The sequence below is a fragment of the Shewanella halifaxensis HAW-EB4 genome (assembly GCF_000019185.1).
In the GTDB taxonomy this organism is placed as follows: Bacteria; Pseudomonadota; Gammaproteobacteria; order Enterobacterales; family Shewanellaceae; genus Shewanella; species Shewanella halifaxensis.
This window is the reverse complement of sequence record NC_010334.1, coordinates 2,848,236-2,871,425: the sequence shown is the minus strand read 5'-3', so window position 1 is coordinate 2,871,425 and position 23,190 is coordinate 2,848,236. Positions and strand designations below refer to the sequence as shown.

Genomic DNA, 23,190 nt, shown 5'->3' with positions numbered 1-23,190 from the left:
TTAAATAAAAAAACGAGGCTTAATGCCTCGTTTTTAAATTGCTTTAGTTTTTGGTCAATCAGCTCTTGGTGTTTGAACTGGCGACCAACTCAGCCATTTGCTATCGACGTCGGACTTGAGCGTAAATGTTTGATGTTTACGTATTACATTTGCTGCAGTGGTCGTCTCTTGAGTTGCAACCCCAATTCCACCGGCCAATATCGTTTCTAACGACCCCGTTTCTATTTGCGCGCCTGAAAATAGTCCCACATCCACCTTCACTCCGGATAGATCCCAAAAGACACTCGTTTGGTTCACTAGATGCTGATACTGATTCTTAATATGAACCTGCATAACGACGCCAGTTCCCTGCGCTGAAAGTGAATAGCTATCGACTTGCCCAATTTTAACCCCTCTAAAGAAAATAGCCGTTCCATGTTTTACAGAGCCTAAGTTGCTATCGCTTAAGCTAAAGGTAAGCGCGCCGTTCAGGTTATGAAATGGCGTATCGATTTGACCAGTGAAGGCGGTTGCCTTGATGCTGCTTTGGCCTGGGAATACTTCAATATAAGGGCCTGTTATCATGGTTTCAGGTGCTTTAATCCCTGCTAAAGAGATATCGGCATCGACAACTGAATAGGAGGCATCTTTTTGATTAAAGTTAGTGGCATATTCACCATATAAATAGGCTGTCACATCTAACTGCTTCAAATTATCGGCTAAGGTGACGGACTCTACCTCACCGACTTTGTGTCCTAAATACCGAATAGCGGCTTTGCTTGCCAACTTTACGGTCGCAGGAAAGGTGAGCGTGATTGATTGAGCCTGACTGAGTGCAAGAAACCTGCTCTCATAAAGCGATGTTCCATTCGCAATTTGATTTCCGTCGAGCAGGCCAAGGCTTATACCGCCTTTTAACGCACCCATTAATGGGGCGACTTCGACTTCAATGCCACTTAAACTGGCATTGATTGACAATGCACTGTTACGCCAAAAGACCGTTTGTTCTGTGAGTAAGCTCTTAAAGCCTCGCTCGATAGCAATATCGATAGCAAAGTTATTATTTTTGGCTTGCCACTCAACCGCCGTTACTTGGCCTATCTGCATTTTTTTATAATAGATAGGGGAGCCTGCGGATAGATCTGCTGCATCCTGATTGTAGAGACGTTTTTTTACAAGGTTTTGATTATTGAAAAAAGACGTCGCGTCCTTGGCACTGGCGAATACATAAAGTGAGTCACCGCTCTTTGCTAATGCTTTGTTGGTTCCTCTTACTAGGCTTAAAGCGCCGCTAGTCAAGGTCGTTAAATCGCGGGTACTGACTTTAACTCCATCGAGGTTAGCATCTATAGTTAGCGCCGATTCCGCGAGGAAATGGCTATTTCCGCTGACAAGACTCGCAAAGTCGGCATCGATTTCTGCCTGATATTCGACTTGAGTAAACGTGCTGTTTAGCTTGCTTGATAGCACATGACCTATCTTTATTTGCTTATAGCGAATTTCGGCTCCGGCGCTGACACCTGGGTTTGTATCAGAGTGCAGAGTAATTAGCAGTTTGCTGCTGTTCTTTGGATCTGGAGCCTCAGTTAATAAGGTATATTGCTGTTTTGCCGGGCCAGTGCCAGGAATGAAGTTAATGACACTACCTGTGATTAAACGTTCAGGGTGTTTTATACCTGATAGAGAAATATCGGCGCCCTCTAACCAAAAATCAGCGCTCTCAGTGAGTAATTCTTTATAGGTGTTATCGATTATTGCAGATAAAGTCACCCCATCATCGCTCAATGATTTATGCGTTATCTGACCTATCTGGATCCCTCGATAAACGATTGCGGTATTTTGAGATACGGCTTCGACGCCACTTGCAACTAGTTTGAATTTTAATCCACCTAACGCATCGTCTTGGCTGTCATATAAAGTGAACTCGTGCTTGTTTTCGGCGGGATCAGATAAGGTGTTAGAGCTAAAGCTAATTCCACCTGCAAGTATCGATGCCAAACTCTCACTGCTGACCTTAACGCCTGATAGTGATGCATCGATGCTGATCCCCGATACATTCCAAAATTGAGAATCAACTTTAACCAGTTCAGCATATTGCTCTTGAATAAAAGCCGTTACGAGGATCTGTTCAGCATTTGCAAGATGGTAGCCTATGACTTGGCCGACAGGAATTTGTCTATAAAACACGGGAGAGCCAACATCGAGTGACCCTAATTTGTCTGATGTGATATGAACAGTAAGGCCTTTAACACCGGGTGTAATGACGGGGGCGGTTGTTTCGGCTTCAAAAAAGGACCTTGAACCACCCTTGCCGGGTAAAATACTAATATAATTACCCGAGAAAAGTGTATCTAGGCCTTCAATACCCGTGATAGTCGCTTTCGGTTTTACCAGCCAAAACTTTGTGCCTTCATTAACAAAGGGGGCGGCACGATAATCCATGATAACGTCAACATTTACCCCTTGAAGGTCATCGTCGATACTCATATCGACAACTTTACCAACAGTCAGTCCCTGATACTTAACCAGAGTTTTACCTATGTCCATGCCTGTTGCGCTAGGAAAGTGAATCGTCACCTCAATGCCTGATTCGCGTATGCTCTTCACTCCGAGCCACGCTCCTAGTGCGAGGGCGATAATGGGTAATAACCAAATCGGTGAAAATAGTTTTTTCTTTACGATTTTAGGCGTTTGTACTTGAGTCATCTTTTGCTTCCAATCTATCCCAGAGTAAACGGGTATCTATGACTTTTGCAGCTAACTGCGTGAGTAAAATTACTAAGGCGAACGCTGTGGCGGCGGGAGCCGGCTTAGCGTCTAATAGCTGTCCCATATTGACGACAGCAACGGTAAGAGAGATAACGAAAAGGTCTAACATAGACCAGCGGCCTATCCATTCGATTATGTGAAACCCCGTCATTAATCTTTTTTTAGAGATAGGCAATTTAAAACTGATTGCCGACAGGTAAATCGTTAAGCCAACAATTTTGAGGATGGGCACCAAGATACTGGCGACAAATAGTATGATCGCGATTGGGATCATATCGGTTTTGACTAAGTGGGCAATGCCAGAAAAGATAGTATCCTGAGTAACCCGTCCTTGATTGGTTAAGGTGGAAATCGGGTAAACGTTGGCTGGGATCAACAAAATCGTAGCGGTTATGAGCAGTGCCCAGCTTTTTTGTACACTAGAATAGTCTCTGACAGTCAGCGGAGCATCACAGCGACTGCAATGGGTCGATTTAGCGCAGGTCACTTTATGGCATGTTGGGCATGAGGTGAGGCCGATATCTTTGCCTAGCACCGTTGACTGTTTATCGCTCATCAAGGTAACTCCACATATGTTCTAAGTCATACTCCCGCATCAGAAATAACGTCATAATAAATAGCATAGTAAAGCAGAACGTGCCGAAACCAAAAGAAACTGTGGCAAAGTCGGCTAAGTTAAAAGCGGCCACTAAGAAGCTAATCACGAAAATTTCCAACATGGTGAGCTGAGTGAGTACCCCTTGTATTTTTAACGCATGCTTGAATGCCGTCCTTAGGGAAGGGGAGTTTAGCCCATACTTTATGATTAATATTTGCATTAGTATTGAGAGTAGTAACAGGCCTGGCGCAATCACAGCAGAGGTTAAAACGGCGATACCCACTAACCAATACCCTTGATGATAGACAGATAGCGCTCCCTCTATAACAGTCGTAGTTCTCATACTGCCTAAGAACTCTAATTCCAATACTGGGAATAAATTGGCTGGTGCGAAAAAGAAAATCGCAGTTAAACACAGAGCTAACATACCGTTTATTGAACAGTATGGCGTATCGTAAAGAGGGGTGTGACACCGAGGACATATAGCACGTACGCCTGTTGGCAGTGCTCGCTTCCTAATGACTAAGTCGCAGGACTGACACAAAGTAATACTATTATCTACTGCTTCCATTGCCATCTGTTTTCAATATCCAAGTTTGCAATATAAACGGTTAATCAAGTACGCAAGGTGAGTCATTTCACGTATGCGATTGAAAATACAGTGCCATTAACCGAATAAGTTTATCAGATATTCAAGAAAACTTGCATAAGAAGTTCAATCTATGAGACTCTTTACTGTATATAAAAACAGTGTGAGGTTGGATATGGCCGTTGTAACTCAATTTGTAGTCGTTAGAGAAGGGGTTGAAAAGATGACTTTTACATCTAAAAAGGAGGCTGATGCCTACGATAAGATGCTAGATATCGCAGACAACCTGATCCCGTTTTTAAGTAAGAGTGATCTAGGCTTGGAGGAGGTTAATATCGAAAAGTTAGCCTTCTTCTTGGCCGAGAATAAAGAGGATCTACAGGTGTTGCTTAAAGGTGGTTCACTAGAGAAAAAAGTAGCGGTTAAGAAAACAGCTAAAAAGAGCGAGGAAAAAGCAGAAAAATAAAACTCCTTGTTCATGTACATCGATTTGTTGTTAGAATGCTGTGATTGTATTTTTGTTTTTAGATAAAACTGTTATGAACTATTAATGGTGGACGCTTTTTACGACACGTTGAATCGTCAGGTGCAGGCATTGTTTGCAGATGAAGATGACACTATTGCAGCACTGGCCAATTTTTCAGCACTGATAAATGACAGCCTCGATGATCTCAATTGGGTTGGATTCTATTTATTGAAAAATGATCAGTTAGTATTAGGGCCATTTCAAGGTAAGTTAGCTTGCTCTCGAATTCCTGTAGGCAAAGGTGTTTGTGGCACCGCTGTGGCATTAAATTCAACACAACGAATTGGCGATGTTCACCAGTTTGCGGGTCACATCGCATGTGATAGTGCTAGCAACTCAGAATTAGTTGTGCCTTTACGGAAAAATGGATCTGTTATAGGTGTACTCGATATTGATAGCCCGTCGTTATCAAGATTCAGTGAAATTGATCAACAAGGCGTCGAAACTTTGGTAAAAAGTCTCGAATTTTGCCTATTTGGTTAATCTACGACCAATTATCGCTAATTGGAGGTCGCAATCATTTGAAGCCTCTCTATAATAAGCGGTTTGGGTAATGAAAAAAATAAACACATTTACATTCAAGAAATGAATGCTTAGAGTTTGTCTTTTATTATTGCTAAGGTAGGTTTGATTTTAGGTATAAAAACAAATGTTAACGATTTTTCATTTGTTCTTTATGCACAGATCAGACAAATATAAACGACACTTAACTGATGCGAGTGATAAAGCTTGTCGGTGGTGTCCCTTTTTTAAACTGTGGAAGTAAAGATGGAATCAACAGAAAAGTTGACCGATACCAACGCTATTCTTGCGTATTTGTACGAAACATTTCCTTTATGCTTTATAGCTGAAGGTGAAACTAAGCCATTAAAAATTGGGTTGTTTCAAGATTTAGCGGAAAGGTTAGCTGATGATTCTAAAGTCAGTAAAACTCAGCTCAGAATCGCGTTAAGAAGATACACTAGTAGCTGGCGCTACCTAAAGTGCGTTAAAGCAGGCGCACAGCGTATTGATTTAGACGGTAACGCTTGTGGTGAACTAGAGCAAGAGCACATTGATCACGCGGCAGCTACACTTAAAGAGAGCCAGGACAAGGCTAAGGCAAAGCGAGTTGCACAGGCCAAGAGTGCTAACCCTGCTGCTAAGACGGCTAAGAAGCCTGTGAAAAAGCCAGTCGCTAAGCGTCCTAAGCAAACTCAAAGCAGCAAACCTGCAAAAGAGCCTGTTGTGGCAGAAAATTTAACACCAGCAGTTTTAGCTGAATTGAAACCAAAGCAGCGTGTTAATGTCAAATTAGGTAAATCACCAGTCGCTGGTGTGATTTTGGACATCAAAAAAGAAGATGTTCAAGTTCAGTTAGACTCTGGTTTAACCATCAAAGTTAGAGCTGAACATATACTGCTGTAATGGCTTAATAGCACCTAAAGGAGTAACTTGTTGATGCGAAAACTTTCTCTGGCTGTATCCATTGCCGGTATTTTTGTCGGATTCTCGGCGTGGGCTGTAAGCCCTACTATTCAATTCAGCGAGTTGCCCGCTCTTAAGCAGGAGCCTCAACATAAAGTCGCCAGCAAACGTGTGACAGGTTTGTTCACTCGCTCTCACTATCATCGTTTTGATATGGATGACGCTTTCTCTGAGCAGGTATTTAACCGGTATCTGAAGCAATTAGACTATCGTAAGAATGTCTTACTGCAGGCAGATGTTGACAGTTTCAAAGCATATTCATCTGATTTTGATGATATGTTGAAAACTGGCGATTTGAATCAAGCTTATAAGATGTTCGAACTGGTTCAGAAGCGTCGCTATGAACGATTTGCCTATGCATTGTCTTTGCTCGATGAGGAGATGGCATTTGATGTTCCTGGTGACGTATATGAATACGATCGCGAAGATGCAAATTGGCCAAAAACTGAAGCTGAGCTAAATGAACTTTGGCGTCAACGTGTTAAATACGATGCCTTGAATCTCTCTCTTACGGGTAAAAACTGGGATGAGATCGTTGAAGTCCTAGAGAAACGTTATAACAATGCCATTAAGCGTTTAAGCCAAACTCATAGCGAAGATGTCTTCCAAGGCGTCATGAATGCATTTGCCCGTACGGTAGAGCCTCACACCAGTTACCTTTCCCCTCGAAATGCTGAGCGTTTCCAGATGGAAATGAACTTGAGCTTAGAAGGCATTGGTGCGGTGCTTCAAGTCGATGATGACTATACCGTGATCAAGAGTCTGGTTGCAGGCGGCCCCGCAGCATCAAGTGAAAAGTTATCACCTGAAGATAGAATTATTGGTGTCGGTCAAGAAGGCAAAGAAATCGTCGATGTTATCGGTTGGCGACTTGATGATGTCGTCGAACTGATTAAAGGTCCAAAGGGCAGTAAGGTTGTTCTTGAGATTTTACCTAAGAAAGGCGGCAGCAGCGCGAAAACGTTTGAATTGACAATTGTTCGCGATAAAATTCGACTAGAAGATAGAGCCGCAACCTCTAAAGTGATTGAGCCGACAGACGGTCCTTATGCAAATCGTAAAGTGGGTGTGATTCAAATACCTGGCTTCTATATGGATCTGTCGAAAGACGTTTCTAAAGAACTTGCCGAATTAAAAGAAGCTAAAGTCGAAGGCATTATTATCGACCTTCGTGGTAATGGCGGCGGTGCGTTAACAGAAGCGACCTTGCTAACAGGCTTATTTATCGAGCAAGGCCCCGTGGTTCAGATTCGAGATGCGAACGGCCGAGTATCACAAAATCGCGATAATGATGGACGTGTGACTTATGATGGTCCGTTAACTGTCATGGTTGATAGATACAGTGCATCTGCTTCTGAAATTTTTGCGGCAGCACTTCAAGATTATGATCGTGCACTGATTGTTGGTGAGTCGACCTTTGGTAAAGGTACGGTACAGCAGCATAAGAGTCTGGGTCGTATCTATGATATGTACGAAAAGCCTATCGGTCACGTGCAGTACACGATTGCCAAGTTCTACCGTATTAATGGTGGAAGCACCCAGCTTAAAGGGGTTACCCCTGATATTCCGTTCCCAAGTGCCCTAGAGCCGGGAGAGTACGGTGAAGCTGAAGAAGAAAATGCGTTGCCGTGGGACAAAGTGCCTGTAGCACAATACGGTACGCTTGATGAAATTTATCCGCAGCTTATTCAGAGCTTAGACGGTAAGCATAAAGAGCGTATCAAGTCTGACGTTGAATTTGGTTACATTTTCCAAGATATCGCTGAGTTTAAAGAAAATCATGATGATAAAACGGTTTCTTTAGTTAAGACTGAACGTTTAGCTGAGCGGGATACAAACGATAAGAAACAACTGGATCGTGCTAACGACAGGCTTGTAAGAGAAGGCCAAGAAAAAGTTAAGTCATTAGACGATATTTCTGACGACGTCGAAGTTGCCGATGCTTTCTTAGATGAAACTGCCTATATCACGCTAGATTTGGCGGATATTGAGAAACTCGCTAAGAATCAAAAAAAGTAAAACAGACTCAATAAAAAAACGCGCTTTATGCGCGTTTTTTTTAATTCAAAATTAATAAATTAGAGGTTTATTCATGTCACAGCCCCAAGCTAAATTCCTCAAAGATTATCAACAACCAAAATTTAAGATCAGCCATATCGATTTAGCATTTTCACTCGCAGGAAAAGAGACGAAAATCATTGCGACTAGTCAGGTTGTTCGCCAAGAACAACATGATGAGGCTTTAGTGCTTGTCGGGGATGAGATTGAGTTACTCAGCGTTACTGTGGATGGTAAAGCCGCGGCTTTCCAACAGAAGTCAGGTGAGCTGGTTATCGATACCAGCCTTAATGAGTTTGAATTACAAATAACGACCAAGTTAGATCCAGAGGCAAATACGAGTCTGGAAGGTTTATATATGTCCGATGGTGCATATTGCACTCAGTGTGAAGCCGAGGGCTTTAGGCGTATAACCTACTTTTTGGACCGCCCAGATGTACTGGCTATCTATAGCGTGCGTATTGAAGCGGACAAACAGGCGTTCCCTTATTTATTGAGTAACGGAAACTTGGTTGAAGCCGGTGACACACAAGATGGTCGTCACTTTGCCAAGTGGCATGATCCCTTTCCAAAACCTGCTTACCTTTTTGCGTTAGTTGCAGGCGACTTCGACCTATTGGAAGACCGCTTTACCACCTGCAGTAATCGTGATGTTAAGTTGCAAGTTTTTGTTGATAAAGGCAACTTAAATAAAGCTCATCATGCAATGGCGTCACTTAAAAAGTCGATGGCTTGGGACGAAACCCGTTTTAATTTAGAGTATGATCTAGATATTTACATGATCGTGGCTGTCGACTTTTTTAATATGGGGGCCATGGAAAATAAAGGTCTCAATGTTTTTAATACCAAGTTTGTATTGGCGGATAAAGCTTGCGCAACTGACGATGATTATCACGGAATAGAATCTGTCGTTGGACATGAATATTTTCACAACTGGACTGGTAACCGTGTAACTTGCAGAGACTGGTTCCAGTTAAGTTTGAAAGAAGGTTTAACCGTCTTTAGAGATCAAGAGTTTAGCTCTGATCTTGGTTCTCGCGCTGTAAACCGTATACATGCTATTAAAGTCATGAAAAACCAACAGTTTGCAGAAGATTCTGGGCCAATGGCGCACGCGATTAGACCCGAGTCAGTTATCGAGATGAATAATTTTTATACCGTTACCGTTTACAACAAAGGTGCTGAAGTCATCAGGATGATGCATACCTTATTAGGAGAAAGCGCCTTCCAAAGAGGCATGGCGCTATACTTTGAACGTCATGATGGACAGGCTGTGACTTGTGATGACTTTGTGGCGGCCATGCAAGATGCGAGTCAGGTCGACTTAACTCAATTTAAGCGTTGGTATAGCCAAGCGGGAACGCCGCAAGTTGAAGTCGAAGAGAGCTACGATGCTGTTAACAAAAGCTATAATCTCACTTTGTCTCAGTCGACCCCCGATACTCCAGGTCAAACAGATAAGCTGCCTCTGCATATACCGTTTGATGTTGAACTGATCAGCGTCGATGGTGAGTCGGTTATGAGTGAAGTTCTAAGTTTTACCGAAAAACAGCAGACCTTTAGTTTTACAGGCATGCCGTCAAAGCCTGCACCATCGTTACTGCAAAACTTCTCTGCGCCAGTAAAACTCGCTTTTGATTATTCGATTGAACAACTGGTGCATATTATGCGCTTCGCCACCAGCGAAGTGGCTAAATGGGAGGCGTCGGTTTCATTGTTTAGTCAGTCTGTTTGGCAAAATGTTGAACGCTTACAAAGTAAGCAAGCGATGTTTATTGATCCAAGGATCCTCGATGCATTTAAGGGCGTGGTTCTGGCACAAGAGCTTGATAAGGCTCTGATGGCTGAGATCCTGACGCTAGCCAGTGCAGGATCCTTGATTGAACAGAAAGAGACCGTTGATTTAGATAATCTCGCATTAGCAAGAGAGTTCGTTGTTCTACAGATAGCCTCAGACTGCGAAGATGAGCTATTGGCTAAAGTTCGTGAGTTAAACAGTGTTGATGACGCTTCTGCGCGTGCGCTTAAAAATATCTGCCTCAGCTTACTGTTAAAAATTGAGCAGAGTTATGGCGAAGTGGCAAAGTCACAGTTTGATTTAGCTGACAACATGACTGACAGTTTAGGTGCACTGTCTGCACTTAATTGTGGAACGTCAGCCATTCGTAATGATTTGATGGGGCAATTTGAGCTGCAGTGGATTGATACGCCACTGGTAATGGATAAATGGTTTGCATTACATGCGACATTAAATAGTCATGATTGCATCGAAAAGTTAACGTCGTTATTTGAGCATGCTGCATTTAGTTTTAATAACCCTAATAGAGTTCGCTCTCTCATCGGTGCATTTGCTGCTGGTAATACGTTTGAGTTTCATAGAAGAGACGGACAGGGTTATCAATTTTTGACTGATGCCATCATCAAGTTGAACAAACTTAACCCACAGGTCGCAGCAAGAATTATTACCCCGTTAATTCAATTCAAAAAATTTGATAGTCAAAGGCAATTATTGATGAGGAATGAACTGCAGCGCATTCTAGCAACCGAAGAGCTTTCAAAAGATCTATACGAGAAAGTCACTAAAGCATTAGCTTAAAGCGGCAGCAGTGATATATTGGATCTCAATCTCAGTCATCGTATGATACGGCTACTGAATTGAGGTCCTACTATTTTACGAGAATTAGGTTTTGGCATCATCCCATCAAGTCTTTAAATTTCCTATGAATATCAGTTATCAAGCATTCTTGCCTTATTATCGAGGTGAGATAAATAAAGTTGAAGTTGTTGATGTCGATGGCCGAACATTATGGATTAGTGCAAGGCATTTTCGACCCTTCTTAACTATCAATGGCATCAAGGCTTATTTTAATATGACCGTTGATAGTCAAGGAAATCTAATTAGCCTCGATAAGATTTAGAGTAATTACTTCAAACGGTCGATTGCTTTAAACATCTCTTCTTTATCCACTTTAGAACTCATAAGCTATTGTAATTACGGTATATATGAGTTCGAAAGTAGACGTATATCACTTAACCAATTGCTGATTTAAATATAGCCTGCATTTCTGACTTCAAAATCCCTCTTAAGTGACGAAATCTTTTAAATATTTTCCATGTTTCAAACTTGCTCACTCCGTGTAAATGCTGTAACAATGGTGTCACCTGTAAGTTAACAGTTTGTTGGCTATCAATTCCTATAACAAAAGAATCCAGCAGGTTACGGAGAGAAGCTAAAATGAAAAAGGTTAAAAACGGCTTAAATAAGTCGACGCTCGCTTTGGGGATAGTCGCGGCGCTCGGTTTTGGCATGACAAACCATGCTAATGCAATCTCATTCAATTGGGGTGAGGTGGAAGGAACATTCGATTCTACTTGGACTGCTGGTGCAAGTTGGCGCGTTGAAGGCAGAGATTGGGATAATCAGATCGGTAAGGTGAATCATCCTCGTTTTGATTGGTCAGGTTACTCTGCTTTTAGCGATACTAAATACAGTTCAGCCGAGATTTGGGCACAACCTGGGTCTTATTCGAGTAATGGCGATTTAGCCGATCTGCTATATACCCAAGGCGATACCACTGCAGAAATTTTTAAAGGCTTACATGAACTTTCTCTAAAGTATAAGAATTTTGGTGTTTTTGCTCGCGGAATGTATTTCTATGACCGTAAAGCTAATGATGGCGATTATGGTTATAGCAATCCATTAACAGGCAAAGAGTACGATCCTTGTGAAGATAAGAAAGCTTCTGAAGTTCAATGTAAAGATATTCGCCTACTAGATGCTTTTGTTTATGCCGATTTTGATTTTAACGGTGGTGCAAACCCTCTTTCAATACGAGTGGGTGATCAGGTTGTCTCGTGGGGAGAAAGCACACTGATTGCACACGGTATTGGTGTCATCAATCCAGTCGATCTGAATATTCTTAATGCGCCTGGTGCTGAATTAAAAGAAGCATTTAGGCCTCAAGGAATGGTTTGGGCGTCTTTTGGTATTACAGATAATTTGTCTGTTGAAGGTTTTTATCAATATGATTGGGAGCCTGTTTGGGTTCCAACACCAGGATCATTTCTTTCTACAAATGATTTTGCAGGTTACGGCGGTTATTACCAAAATGCACAGTTAGGCTTTAATGCCAACCCTGACATGGATCTTAATTTCCTCCTATCTGAATATAATGCCCTTGTTGGCATGGTCGGGTCGGGTCAGGTTAACTCGAGCGACTTAGCAAGCCTTGCACTCGCTTATCCAACTAAAGCAACATTAGTAGAAGATCCTGCATCGGCGAGTGATGACGGCCAATGGGGTGTGAAGCTTGGGTATTATGCACCACAACTTGGCGAGACCGAGTTTGGCTTGTACTACATGAACTATCATAGTCGTCGTCCGCTAATCAGCGGTACCACGGCGAACTTTACCGAAGAAGCTATTGGCCGAGACCTGCAGCGACTCGGCGGTAAAGCACAGTCTGGCGAAGCCATGACTCGTGAAGATCTGCTAGCGTTAGAGACGTTCTCAAAAGCACAGATAGTATATCCAGAAGATATTCAACTGATGGGCGTTAGCTTTAATACGCTTGTTGGTGATACTTCCGTTGCCGGTGAAATAGCTCACCGCCTTGATGAGCCATTGCAGATTGATGATGTTGAATTGTTGTTTGCCGCAATGCCACAGCAGCTGGCTAATGCAGGTATTCGTCCTGATTTCGATGGTATTTCACAAGTTGAAAACTATGGGCCGGGGGAATACGCCGAAGGCTTTATTCGTCTTGATACCACTCAAGCACAAACTACCTTTACCCATCTATTCGGCCCGACTCTTGGTACCGACAACTTAACTATGTTGGCTGAGGTTGGTGGTGTGTGGATCCACGATATGCCGAGTCATGATGAGCTTAGACTTAACGGTCCTGGAACATCGCGCTCTGGTGGAAATCCCGACATGCCAGGCATTATTGAAGCCTTACATAATGGCCCTGAGGTTAATCCTTTCCCGACTGATTTTGCTTGGGGTTATCGTTTAGTGGCTAAAGCTGATTACAACAACGTTTGGGGGGGAGTGAATATTGCGCCACGAGTGATCTTCTCTCACGACGTTGATGGTATTACGCCTGACCCGATGTTCTTGTTTACTGAGGGTAAAAAATCAGTGGCATTAGGCATTAACTTTGACTATCAAAGTCGCTGGGGCGCCGATATTTCTTATAACACCTTCTTTGGTGGAGTAGGGACGACCAACTCTTTGGCTGACCGAGATTATGTTTCGTTCAACATTAAGTATTCAATCTAAATCACAAGGACAATAACAATGAATAAACTTGCGATATTGCCTGTAGCAGTGATGTTTGCCCTAAGTGCTCAAGCGGCATTGGCTAAAGTCTCTGAAGCAGATGCTGCTAAATTAGGCACAGAGTTGACACCTTTGGGGGGAGAGAAAGCCGCCAATGCCGATGGTTCTATTCCTGCTTGGGATGGGGGGATAACTCAACCCGTAGCAGGCTATAGCAAAGGAATGCATCATATCGATCCATTTCCAAGCGATAAAATCGAATTCACCATCACCAATGCCAATAAAGATAAGTACAAACAGTACCTATCTGATGGTCAAATTAAGTTGTTTGAGTTGTACCCTGAAACATTCAAGATGAATGTTTATCAGACTCGACGTTCAGCTTCTGTACCGCAATTTGTCTATGACGCGACCAAAGCCAATGCCACTCGTGCAGAGTTAATTGATGGGGGTAATGGTATTAAAGGTGCTTCTGTTGGCATTCCATTCCCTATGCCTGAAAATGGCTTAGAAGTTATTTGGAACCATGTGCTTCGCTTCCGTGGCGTCGATATTAAGACATCGCGCAGCCAAGCTGCACCGACTGCCGGCGGTAGCTACACTTTGGTTGAAACAGCCGAAGAGATCCGATTCCAGTATTCTCGCCCTGAGATGACTCTCGATAAGCTTTCTAAAGAGAATACCTTGTTCTTCTTTAAGCAAGTTGTGACCCAGCCTGCACGTTTGGCGGGTACTGCTCTGTTAGTTAAAGAGACTATGGACCAAGAGAAGCTACCGCGTCAGGCATGGACCTATAACACGGGGCAGCGCCGCGTTCGTAAAGCGCCAAATGTTGCATTTGATACCCCTGGTACCGTTTCTGATGGTCTAAGAACAACCGATGATTTTGACATGTTTAACGGCTCACCCGTTCGCTATAACTGGGAGTTAGTCGGTAAGCAGGAGCTTTACATCCCGTACAACGACTACAAGCTGCACTCAGATAAGCTTGAGTATGATCAGATCATCACTCCAGGTCACATTAACCCTGAGTATGTCCGTTATGAGAAGCACCGTGTTTGGGTGGTTAAAGCAACGTTGAAAGAGGGCATGCGCCACATCTATAAGGCACGTACTTTCTATATCGATGAAGACTCATGGCAGGTATCTGTTGCCGATCTATACGATAACCGCGATGAACTGTATCGCGTGGCGATAGCTCATGGTTTGAACTACTACGAAGTGCCTACACAGTGGAGCACCTTAGAAGTATTCCATGATCTTCAGTCTCGTCGTTATATCGCGATGGGTCTAGATAATGAAGGCCGTATGTACGACTTCGATGCCAAGTTAAGTGAAGCAAACTTCACTCCGGCTGCATTACGCCGTGCAGGTATTCGTTAACCCAGCTTGTAGAGGGGCTCATGCCCCTCTCTATTTTAAAGGAAGTTTGTATGTCGTTTAGCATGCTTCGATTTATCTCTATATTGAGTTTTATTTATCTTTTTTCCTCTTCTTTAGCAGTGGCTCAAGAGAATAAATATCAACAACAAATTCAGCCTCTTGCTGCAAACTCTCTAGTATTAGATATTGCAAAGAATCAACAAACCTTGGTTGCAGTAGGCGACCGTGGTCATGCCTTCGTTTATCAAGACCTGTGGAAACAGGTTAATACACCAACACAGGCTCTATTAACGAAAGTATTTTTTATCACGCCAGAAAAAGGCTGGGCAGTAGGGCATGACGCTACCATCTTACATACTACAGATGGTGGTCAGTCTTGGACGCTGCAGATGCAGTCAGAAGAAATTGAAAAACCTCTGTTAGATATTCTGTTCTTTAATGAACACGATGGCGTTGCGGTTGGCGCTTATGGCTTATTCTTTCGCACTCAAGATGGCGGTAAGACTTGGAAAAGTGAGTACCATCAAGAGTTACTTTTTGAAGAGGATGTGGCCTATTTAGCGGAGTTAAAAGCAGAGGATGAAGCGCTTTACCTCTCTGAACGTAGCATGCTGCTGCCTCACTTTAATCGAATTATTCAAGCAACAGATAGCACACTCATTATGGTTGGTGAGCTGGGGTTAGTAGCAACTTCGACCGATCTGGGACAAAATTGGCTAAAACAAGATTTTATTTATGAGGGCTCCCTATTTAATGCCATCATTGCAGGTGACACAGCTTTTATCATGGGCCTTCGTGGCAATGTGTTTAAATCGGATTTGAGCCTAGTTAATTGGCAAAGTGTCGGTTTGCCTGTTGACTCCACTATCAACGCAGGGATCCTTCTTGAAGAAGGAGTATTACGGCTTGTGGGGAATGCTGGCGTAATTATTGATATATCCGTTATAGGTGAAAGTCACCTTATAGAGCAACGACAAGGTGAAAACCTAGTCGCTATTGCCGAGGACTCAAAAGGAAACTTATGGGTTGCTGGTAATAAAGGTCTCATCAAATTAGAACAAAAATAATAGGACCTTACTATGTTAGATAAATTAGTTAATGGATTTGAATCTTATCTATTCCGTCATAGGGCATTTGTTATATTCTTTTTTGCGCTTGCGACAATCTTCCTTGGCATGCAGGCGAGCAATCTTAAAATGGATGCCGCTTTTGTAAAGAATATTCCGCTTAACCACAGCTATATGCAAACCTATCTTAAGCATCAGAAACAATTCGGTGGGGCTAATAGCATTATGGTGGCTGTTGAAGACACCAGCGGTAATATTTTTAATGCTAATTTTTTTGATTCTCTTAAGAATGTCCATGATCAACTGTTTTTTATTCCGGGTGTAGACCGAGCACAGGTTAAATCTCTATTTTCCCCCTCAACGCGTTTTACCGAAGTCGTTGAAGATGGTTTTGCTGGCGGCCCTGTCATACCCGCTGATTTTTCTACCACAGAGCAAGGCTTGAAAATTGTTCGCGGTAATATTGAAAAGGCTGGTATTGTCGGCCGGCTAATTGCAGAAGATTACTCGGCAGCAATGGTTAGCGCCCAGTTGATGGACTTCGATCCACAAACAGGTGAAGCCTTAGATACCTTGGCCTTTGCCGCTCAGTTAGAAAAACAGCTGCGGGAGCAGTATGAAACAGATACGATAAAGATCCACATCATAGGCTTTGCCAAGATGGCGGGTGATGTTGCCGACGGTGCAAAAGGAGTTTTGCTGTTTTTCTTGATAGCGATCCTCGTTACTGCTGTGATGGTTTACTTTTTCTCTAAATCGGTTGCGCTGACTATTCTGCCGCTAGTGTGTAGTTTGACTGCCGTGGTTTGGCAGTTAGGTTTGCTCACTGTTGTCGGATTTGGGTTAGATCCCATGTCAATACTGATCCCGTTTTTGGTGTTTGCAATCGGAGTCAGTCATAGCGTACAGATGATCAACGCGGTCAGGCGGCGTGTAACGGACGGCCAGACCACAAAGGCGGCAGCGGCATTAGCCTTTAGAAGTTTACTTATTCCTGGCGGTGTGGCCTTGCTGTCTGACACCATTGGCTTTATGACGCTTTTAGCCATTGATATTGGGATTATTCGAGAGCTTGCGATATCGGCATCATTAGGTGTCGCCGTTATTATCTTAACTAACCTAATCTTATTGCCACTGCTTATTTCATTTACTACGGTTACGCCGAGTAAAGAGAAGCAACCAAATTCAGCCAACAATATTTGGTTAAGCTTATCCAAATTTGCCACCCCAAAATACGCGGTTTGGGTTTTGTTAGCCACAGGGCTGCTATACGCAGTTGGTTTGCACCAAGCTAATAAAATGAAGATTGGCGATCTACAAGGTGGCGCGCCAGCGCTACATCTTGACTCTCGCTATAATCAAGATACGTTTTTCATAACCGATAAATTTTCTATCACGACCGATGTCATGACGGTGATTGTTGAGGCATTCCCTGAAGCTTGTACTTATCACTCTGTACTGACGCAAATTGATGATTTTGAGTGGCAGTTGAGCAACACGCCAGGCGTTGAAGCGACAGCCAGTCTTGCATCCGTAGCTAAGAGGGTGAACGCTGGCTTTAATGAGGGAAACCCAAAGTGGAGTGTTTTGCCAAGAACAACCGCAAGTTTAGTGCAAGCGGTAGGGCGGGTTCCAACAACATCAGGGCTTCTCAACAGTGATTGTTCGGTTATGCCTGTTTACCTGTTCCTAAAAGATCATAAGGCCGAGACCATTGAAGTGGTTATCGATAAAGTTAATCAGCTGCAACAGCAGATGGATAACGATAAGATCCAATTTAAATTAGCCTCTGGTCCAGTTGGTGTAATGGCTGCAACCAATGAAGCGGTGGCCGAAGCACAGCTACCTATGATGCTTTATGTCTATGGTGCAGTGTTTTTCCTCTGTCTAATTAGCTTCCGCTCTTTAAGGGCGACCATTGCGGTTATTTTACCCCTGTATGTGGTATCGACACTGGCACAGGCATTAATGACCCAGCTCGATATTGGACTTGCGGTAAGCACCTTGCCAGTTATTGCACTTGGTGTCGGTATCGGTGTCGACTACGGTATTTATATCCTATCGACCATGGCGGTTCGTTTAAGAGATGGCATGCCAGTACAACAAGCTTATTATGAAGCCTTGGTTGAGCGTGGCAGTGCAGTGATCTTTACCGGCCTGACTTTGGCAATTGGTGTCAGTACTTGGTTCTTCTCGGCGCTTAAGTTCCAAATGGATATGGGAATATTGCTAACATTTATGTTTTTGGTAAATATGTTAGGGGCAATAATTATCTTGCCAGCGATTGCCGCCATGTTTTGGCGGCAGCCCAAGTAGAGTCGACTAAAGGGGAGCATTAGCTCCTCTTTTTTTATGCATAAAAACACGTTATATACGATTGTTATGTCATTAGTGTGAATTAAATCGGTTTGAGGTTAATATCAATGAGGATGTACCACTAAAATAGTTCTCGAAATATGGTGTGTTTAGTAATAAACTTCGCGCTATGACCTAGGTCACAGAAATAGGCTCAGGTCGGTTTAAGAAGCATCCATAAAAATTAAAAAGCGCTGCCATAGCCCCTAAGGAAATAGCAACATGGCCTTGAAAGATGCAATGCCTTCAGTACTGCTCGAAAACGTAGTCAACCTAATTCACTCTAAAGTACCCAATTCACAAGCAAAACAAGTTGAACAGTTCGCCACCTGCCTCTATGCGCATATGTCGAAAGACGATCTTAACGCGCGTAATGACAGTGACTTATATGGCGCTGTTTTGAGTCAATGGAATGCTCTGAATAAGACCTCCGTCGGGGAAGGTCATATCCGGGTTTTCAACCCAAGTCAGTCAAAGCATGGCTGGCAGTCAAGCCACTCGATTATTGAGATTATTCAACCTGATATGCCTTTCTTAGTTGATTCGGTTGGTATGGCGATTAACCGTTTAGGCATTACAGCACATATGATGCTGCACACGCCGATGGCAATTGAGAGAAAAGGCGGTGCGGTAACTTGTGTCCGCTACAGCTCTGATAAGCAGGAAAATGTTGATAAAGTAGCTGTTTTTCTAATTGAGATTGACCGTCAAAGTAGCGATGACGACATTAAGGCGCTCACCATAGAGATTGAGTCGGTCATTGCCGATGTTGGCGCCGCGGTTAACGATTGGGAAGCGATGTCAGCTAAGCTTGGCGAGACAATCGCCGAGTTAGAAAACCGTCCTTATCCTGGCACAAAGGAAGAGCTTAACGAAGCGAGAAACTTCCTCTCCTACCTTAACGACCATCACCTCACATTACTTGGCTATCGCCGATACGACCTGCATAAAGTGGAAGGTGATTTAGAACTCGTTGCCGATAAGTCAACCAGCTTAGGCTTGATGAGTAAATCGACAAAATCAAAGACTGAAACCGGTTTGCTGTTGTCTAACTTCTCAGCAAGTGCACGCAAAGAAGCGTTAGATAAGAGCCTCTTAGTGCTAACTAAGAGCAGCGAAAAGAGCCGTGTTCACCGCCCTGCATATGTTGATTACATCGGCGTCAAACGCTTTGATGAACAAGGCAATGTTATTGGTGAAGATAGGTTTATAGGCCTTTATGCATCAAACCTTTATAATCGTAGCCCTCGTGAAATTCCTCTTTTAGCTCAAAAAGTTCAGCGCGTATTGGACCGTTCAGGCTTAGCGCCACGTTCGCACGACTATAAAGCCTTAACGCATATTCTAGAGACGCTGCCTCGTGATGAGTTGATCCAAGCCAGTGTTGAACAGCTTGCCTCAATCGCTCATGGCGTTCTTGAGATGCAAGATCGCGACAAACTTAAGTTGTTTGTGAGAAAAGATGGCTTTGGGCGCTTCTTCTCATGCTTAGTTTATGTATCAAAAGATAGATACAACACTAAGTTACGTGAAGATACTCAACGGCTCCTTGCGCAACACTTTAATAGTGCAGAGGACGTAGAGTTTACCACTTATTTCTCCGAGTCTACTTTGGCTCGAACACATTACATCATCAAAGTTGACAATAATAATATGGACGTCGATGTGGCAGCGATAGAGAATAATTTGACTGAAGCGGCTCGCTCTTGGGAAGACAAGCTAGCAAGCGCAGTGTTCAGTGCTCAAGGTGAAGAGTTAGGTAACAGCTTAATTAAGCGTTATGTCGATGCGTTTCCACGCAGCTATAAAGAAGATGTGTTACCTAGTTCGTCAGTGGTTGATATTCAACACTTAGAAGAACTGGATGACGATCATAAGTTGGGAATGCTGTTTTATCAGCCTCAGGAAACGGCATTAAACGACAATAAAGTACGTCTAAAGCTATTCCATAAAGATGAGCCAATTCATCTTTCAGATGTTCTGCCTATGCTGGAAAACTTCGGTCTACGGGTGATTAATGAAAGGCCGTACGAAGTTAAAACGGCAGATGGAGCGACTTACTGGATCTTAGACTTCCTGATGACAACCCAGAGCGTTGCAACAGATGACTTAGCTGACAGCCAAGAGAGATTCCAAACTGCGTTGTCTCAAGTATGGAAGAAAGAGCTTGAAGACGATGGCTTTAACCGTTTGGTTCTTTCTACAGGGCTAACAGGTCGCGAAGTTTCAGTGCTGCGTGCTTATGCTAAATATATGCGTCAAATCGACTCTACATTCAGCCAAGCCTATATTGAAGAAACGTTCGCTAGCTACCCTCAGATAGCCGATCTGCTTGTTAAAATGTATATCCGTAAGTTCAACCCTAAGTTGAAAACACGAACACTTAATAAGTTTATAGAGCAGATAGATCTTCGTCTTGATGATGTATCAAGCCTAGATGATGACCGTATTATTCGTCGTTACCTTGATTTAATTAATGCGACAAATCGTACTAACTTCTACCAGTTGGCTGAAACAGGGTTACCTAAAGCATATATCTCGTTCAAGTTTGAACCCGAATTGATCCCTGAGATGCCAAAGCCTCTGCCTAAGTATGAAATCTTTGTCTATTCAACACGCGTTGAAGGTGTGCACCTTCGCGGAGGTAAAGTTGCTCGTGGTGGTTTACGTTGGTCTGATAGACGCGAAGATTTCCGTACCGAAGTACTTGGCCTTGTTAAAGCACAGCAGGTAAAGAACACGGTTATTGTACCTGTTGGTGCAAAAGGTGGTTTTGTTTGTAAACAATTGCCGACAGATGGTGGCCGTGAAGCCTTCTTCGCTGAAGGACAAGAGTGTTACCGTCTATTTATTCGTGGCTTACTCGATATCAGCGATAACATCATCAATGGTGAAGTGGTTGCCCCCGATAACGTTGTTAGGCACGATGAAGACGATCCGTATTTAGTTGTTGCTGCCGATAAGGGCACGGCGACCTTCTCTGATATCGCAAACGAAATTGCCATCGAATATAACTTTTGGTTAGGTGATGCCTTTGCCTCGGGTGGTAGTAACGGTTACGACCATAAGAAGATGGGCATTACTGCTCGTGGGGCGTGGGAGTCGGTTAAGCGCCATTTCCGCGAGATGGGGGTTAATTGCCAAACCACAGATTTCACCTGTCTTGCGATAGGCGATATGGCTGGTGACGTATTTGGTAATGGTATGTTGTTATCTGAGCACACTCGCTTAGTTGCAGCTTTTAACCACATGCATATCTTTATCGATCCAAATCCTGATGCTGCAACAAGTTATGTTGAGCGTGAGCGTTTATTTGCACTGCCGCGCTCTAGCTGGGAAGACTACAACAAAGACCTAATCTCTAAAGGTGGAGGAATATTCTTACGTTCAGCGAAGTCAATTCCATTATCTAGCGAAATGAAGAAGATGCTCGGTAGTCAAAAAGCATCGATGGCTCCACTTGAGCTACTTAAAGAACTGCTTAAGATGCAAGTGGATCTTATTTGGAACGGTGGTATTGGTACTTACGTCAAGGCCACAAGGGAATCTCATACTGAGGTGGGTGACCGTGCAAATGACGCGATTCGCGTTAATGGTAACGAAGTTCAGGCTAAGATTATTGGTGAAGGCGGTAACTTAGGTTGTACTCAGTTAGGTCGAATCGAATACTGTTCTAATGGCGGGCGTATGAATACCGACTTTGTGGATAACGTCGGTGGTGTGGATTGCTCTGATAACGAAGTTAATATTAAGATTTTACTGAATGCGTTAGTTGCCGATGGTGAGATGACGCTTAAACAGCGTAATCGCTTACTCGAAGAGATGACTGACGAAGTCGGCCGTATTGTTCTACAAGATTGTAAGGATCAAACCCGTACCATCTCTGTGACTCAGGTTCGTGGCGCCGAGCAGCTGAAAGAGCAAATCCGCTTCATTCACTATCTAGAGAAAGAAGGCAAGTTAGATAGAGCACTTGAGTTCTTACCAAATGAAGATGAGCTTGCTGATCGTCTAGTCAATGGCAAGTCACTAACTCGCCCCGAGTTATCAGTGTTAGTTGCTTACGCTAAGATGATTTTGAAAGAGCAGTTATTAACCTCAGAAATTACCGAAGATAGTTTCTTGAGTCAGCTATTGATTGAATACTTCCCTAAGCAGTTACAAGAGAAATACATCGACAATATGGCATCGCATCCACTTCGTGGAGAAATTATTGCGACTTCATTGGCGAATGAGCTCGTCAACGATATGGGACTTAATTTCGTTCAACGTATGCAAGATGAGACAGGTGCCTCAGTAGCTGAAGCTGCGATTTGTTATAGTATGGCTCGCGAAGTGTTTGGTTTAGCAGATTTAACTAAGTCCATTACTGATTTGAATGGTGTGATCCCGGCTGTGGTACAGTGTGAAATGCTGCATCAGTTGCGACGTAATATTCGTCGCGCAAGCCGCTGGTTCTTACGTCACCGTAACCGTAACTTGAATATTGAACAAACAATCGAATTCTTTAAACCTGTATTTGATGAGTTGAAGGTAAGTGTTCATCAGTACATGGTGAATGAAGAGGTTGAAGGTATTCGTGCAGAATCGAATGCATTGATTAAAGAAGGTGTACCAGAAGATGTAGCCATGGTTGTGGCAAACGTTAGTACCCTATTTTCTGCATTAGATATTGCCCAAATCAGTGATGTCGAAGGTAAGCCTATTCCGTTAGTGGCTGAAACGTACTTTAAGCTGGGTGCGAGTGTTGATTTACATTGGTTCCTTGAGCAAATTAGTGCACAACCTGTTTCAAATCACTGGCAAGCGTTGGCGCGAGCTGCCTTTAGAGAAGAGCTTGATTGGCAACAGCGCTCTCTCAGTTCGGTTGTATTAAGAACCTGCACTGAAAGTTGTGATGCGAATAAAATTATCTCAGAATGGATTGAGTCTAATCAAAGCCTATTGGAACGTTGGTTCCATATGCTAGCTGATTTCAAGACTTCGCAAAGCCATGAGTTTGCAAAGTTCTCTGTAGCCTTACGTGAACTTAATCTTTTGATCCTTCATTGTGAAGGCCAAAAGTAATCTGATTTAAATCAGAAGCCCTGGCAAGTGCCGGGGCTTTTTTCGGTC

14 protein-coding genes are annotated in these 23,190 nt (G+C 43.2%); 11 read left to right on the top strand and 3 right to left on the bottom strand.

Going from position 1 to position 23,190, the window contains the following annotated elements:
• Positions 1-54 precede the first annotated feature (54 nt).
• The 3 genes from SHAL_RS12375 to SHAL_RS12365 are packed head-to-tail and all read right to left on the bottom strand — an operon-like array spanning position 55 to position 3,923.
• Positions 55-2,685 (bottom strand): MlaD family protein, encoded by a 2,631-nt coding sequence (locus tag SHAL_RS12375; RefSeq protein WP_012277457.1) that lies wholly within the window; start codon positions 2,683-2,685, stop codon positions 55-57.
• Positions 2,663-3,304 carry a paraquat-inducible protein A gene (locus SHAL_RS12370; RefSeq protein WP_012277456.1) on the bottom strand — a complete coding sequence of 214 codons (642 nt, stop codon included), beginning with the start codon at positions 3,302-3,304 and terminating at the stop codon, positions 2,663-2,665. Before SHAL_RS12370 ends, SHAL_RS12375 begins: the two co-directional genes overlap by 23 nt.
• Positions 3,294-3,923 carry a paraquat-inducible protein A gene (locus SHAL_RS12365; protein WP_012277455.1) on the bottom strand — a complete coding sequence of 210 codons (630 nt, stop codon included), beginning with the start codon at positions 3,921-3,923 and terminating at the stop codon, positions 3,294-3,296. Before SHAL_RS12365 ends, SHAL_RS12370 begins: the two co-directional genes overlap by 11 nt.
• Before the next feature lie 187 nt (positions 3,924-4,110).
• Between SHAL_RS12365 and SHAL_RS12360 the strand changes: the two genes are divergently transcribed.
• The 11 genes from SHAL_RS12360 to SHAL_RS12310 all read left to right on the top strand — a co-directional run bounded on the left by SHAL_RS12360 (position 4,111) and on the right by SHAL_RS12310 (position 23,142).
• Positions 4,111-4,401, top strand: a complete 291-nt coding sequence (locus tag SHAL_RS12360) for a YebG family protein (protein ID WP_012277454.1) — start codon at positions 4,111-4,113, stop codon at positions 4,399-4,401.
• A gap of 84 nt (positions 4,402-4,485) precedes the next feature.
• A complete protein-coding gene (gene msrC, locus SHAL_RS12355; protein ID WP_012277453.1) occupies positions 4,486-4,944 on the top strand; it encodes a free L-methionine (R)-S-oxide reductase MsrC in 459 nt (152 codons plus the stop codon).
• Between the two features lie 285 nt (positions 4,945-5,229).
• A complete protein-coding gene (gene proQ, locus SHAL_RS12350) occupies positions 5,230-5,868 on the top strand; it encodes an RNA chaperone ProQ (protein ID WP_012277452.1) in 639 nt (212 codons plus the stop codon).
• A 33-nt stretch (positions 5,869-5,901) separates the two neighbouring features.
• Positions 5,902-7,947 carry a carboxy terminal-processing peptidase gene (gene prc, locus SHAL_RS12345; RefSeq protein WP_012277451.1) on the top strand — a complete coding sequence of 682 codons (2,046 nt, stop codon included), beginning with the start codon at positions 5,902-5,904 and terminating at the stop codon, positions 7,945-7,947.
• Positions 7,948-8,020: 73 nt separating this feature from the next.
• Positions 8,021-10,582 (top strand): aminopeptidase N, encoded by a 2,562-nt coding sequence (gene pepN / locus SHAL_RS12340; RefSeq protein ID WP_012277450.1) that lies wholly within the window; start codon positions 8,021-8,023, stop codon positions 10,580-10,582.
• A 124-nt stretch (positions 10,583-10,706) separates the two neighbouring features.
• On the top strand, positions 10,707-10,904 hold the full coding sequence (locus SHAL_RS12335; protein ID WP_012277449.1) for a DUF2835 domain-containing protein: 198 nt from the start codon (positions 10,707-10,709) through the stop codon (positions 10,902-10,904).
• A gap of 317 nt (positions 10,905-11,221) precedes the next feature.
• Positions 11,222-13,270: a DUF1302 domain-containing protein gene (locus SHAL_RS12330; protein WP_012277448.1), complete on the top strand. Its 2,049-nt coding sequence runs from the start codon at positions 11,222-11,224 to the stop codon at positions 13,268-13,270.
• A gap of 18 nt (positions 13,271-13,288) precedes the next feature.
• Positions 13,289-14,653: a DUF1329 domain-containing protein gene (locus SHAL_RS12325; RefSeq protein WP_012277447.1), complete on the top strand. Its 1,365-nt coding sequence runs from the start codon at positions 13,289-13,291 to the stop codon at positions 14,651-14,653.
• Between the two features lie 50 nt (positions 14,654-14,703).
• Complete coding sequence (locus tag SHAL_RS12320) at positions 14,704-15,720, top strand: WD40/YVTN/BNR-like repeat-containing protein (RefSeq protein WP_012277446.1); 1,017 nt, start codon at positions 14,704-14,706, stop codon at positions 15,718-15,720.
• A gap of 12 nt (positions 15,721-15,732) precedes the next feature.
• Positions 15,733-18,036: an efflux RND transporter permease subunit gene (locus tag SHAL_RS12315; RefSeq protein WP_012277445.1), complete on the top strand. Its 2,304-nt coding sequence runs from the start codon at positions 15,733-15,735 to the stop codon at positions 18,034-18,036.
• Positions 18,037-18,297: 261 nt separating this feature from the next.
• Positions 18,298-23,142, top strand: coding sequence for an NAD-glutamate dehydrogenase (locus SHAL_RS12310; protein ID WP_012277444.1), 4,845 nt, complete (start codon positions 18,298-18,300; stop codon positions 23,140-23,142).
• The last annotated feature ends 48 nt before the right edge of the window (positions 23,143-23,190 follow it).